This window comes from Candidatus Woesearchaeota archaeon, from assembly GCA_027858315.1.
Classification (GTDB): domain Archaea; phylum Nanobdellota; class Nanobdellia; order Woesearchaeales; family UBA583; genus UBA583.
In genome coordinates, this window is record JAQICV010000067.1 from 1 (window position 1) to 2,166 (window position 2,166).

1 protein-coding gene is annotated in these 2,166 nt (G+C 27.0%); it reads right to left on the minus strand.

All coding sequences use genetic code 11. The features are described 5' to 3' along the window. Nucleotides 1-191 precede the first annotated feature (191 nt). Nucleotides 192-1,976, minus strand: a complete 1,785-nt coding sequence (locus PF569_06345; GenBank protein ID MDA3855857.1) for a transposase — start codon at nt 1,974-1,976, stop codon at nt 192-194. Nucleotides 1,977-2,166: the final 190 nt, after the last annotated feature.

Sequence of the window (2,166 nt, forward strand, 5' to 3'; positions counted from 1 at the left end):
CCAGTATATATGCTTTGGAACTCCCTTTATCATTAGATTATAAAATAACTAAAAATATTGAACTATATGCAGGAGTTTGTTTATCAGCATTACTTAATTGAGTTGACTCTTAAAAGACCTATTTCTCAAAAGCAACTTAATTAAAAATACAAAATAATTATAAATATTTAGAAAATATAAGTCAAATAAAACTACATCGTAGGCTTATTTTTTAGAGGAAAAATAGGGTTTATTGTAAAAAAAACATAAATTCTAAGTAAAATGGTAAAATCTACCACTTTCTTTCTAAAAAGTCTAAAAATCCTTCCTAAATTGATAGCAATGGATGAAGCTATCGCATGTAGGGCTATTTTAAACTTAGTTCTTACCTTGAACTTCCCCTTATGATTGAGATTTTTTGAAAATTCTTTAATTGTAGCCTCAACATTTGGTCTTAATTTTCGTCTTTCTTTTGGTATATCCATAATTTTATTATTTCTGATATTTGCTTTTAGTTGCTCTTTACTAAAATATAAAATTTTTCCTTTTTTAGTTCGTTTTATTTTACATTGATTAACTAATGGACATTTTTCACATTCATTATTATTAAATAGAGCTTTATACTTTTTTTTACCTTCATTAGCTATTACTTTTTGAGCTGGACACTCCACTGTAAAATCACCTACTTCTGTTTCTGATACTATAATTTCAACTTTAGATTTCCTTCCTCTTATTGCTGTAGGTATAAGAGTTATTCCCAATTTATCAAGCTTCTTATCATTTGATTCACTGCCATAAGCTCCATCTGTATGGATTTCATTTATATCTGTATATTGCTTATTCATACCATCTATTCTTGAGGCTAAAATATTACTGTCATCAATATTATTAGCATCTGTACTTACATCTATTATAAGATTTATATCATTTTCAGGATTTGCTATCTCTGTTACTGTTACAGCTTGACCTTTAAAAGATTCCCCTCTTTTAGTTCTAAATGTTGCATCTTCATCATCAGGAGATTGCAGCATACCACTACTTAAATCCTTTTTGTCTTTAGGGATAAACTTATTTTCAGTATCATTATTTTCATCATCACTATCAATACTAAACTGTTCATTGAGGACTCTAATAAATATCTTAAACACTCCATTATCACAATACTTTTGATTAAGTTTATTATAAATATCTCCGTATACTTCACCAAGTGTATCAAGACTAGTAATTCGCTCTTCACTATTTAAATCATAAACATATTTATTAGAACTCTTCTTTAAATAAGGAGCAAATAATTCTTTATATAACTCTTTATCCTCTTTTGAAAGTATTCTAAAAACACGGCTTAAAACTTCTACAGTTAATCTCACCCTACTATAAGAAGAGATATTACTCATTGCTTGAAAAGAATCTATTCTCACAATATTTGTTTTTAAACCCAAGGCACTCACCATTGCATTAGTTAATTTTTGAAATGTTAATTCTAATAAATTAACTCCTGTATTTATCCAATGCTCTAAAAGTCGTTGCTGAAATTTATAGAATGTAGCTTCACTAAATATACTTTCATCTAAACCATAAACACCAAAGGCTCTACGAGTTAAAAGGTTGTATTTTAAATTATTAAATAAATCTTCATGAGTCCAACCATTGTTATTCAAAATAACAAGTGCTGTAATAAGCCCACTAATAGGTGTATTAGGACGACCTGTTGGGCGAGTTCGTTTTCTCATAATCAATTCACTATTTTTAACTTCTTCTGAAAATAAAGATTTATTACCATTACTTGGAGTTTCATAATTACTACTCTTTAATTCCTTTTCATAATTTAATTCATTGTCGTATAATACTGCATAATCTGATTCATCTATATTTTTATAAATTACTTCATAAATAAAAGCTTCTTTAGATTTATCTAGTTCTTTCACCTGTTTATTGGAAAGCTCAATAGATGGGATAAATAATTTATTAACTTTACTAGACTTACTTTTTTTATACATTTAAAACCACCAAAAAGATTGCTTATTATATCAGATTATAAACAAAATATAAAATTTTGAGGGAAAATTGGAAAAGTAAATGGATTTAATATGATGTAGGGAGCTGTAAGTTTAAATCTTACATCTTTTTATAGGGGACTCTTATATGTTTTCTAATTTTTTCTGTAATTAATAATTCGTTTTGGATTAT

Coding starts and splice junctions, on each gene's coding strand:
- PF569_06345 (MDA3855857.1), bottom strand. CDS start 1,976: ATGTATAAAAAAAGTAAGTCTAGTAAAGTTAATAAATTATTTATCCCA.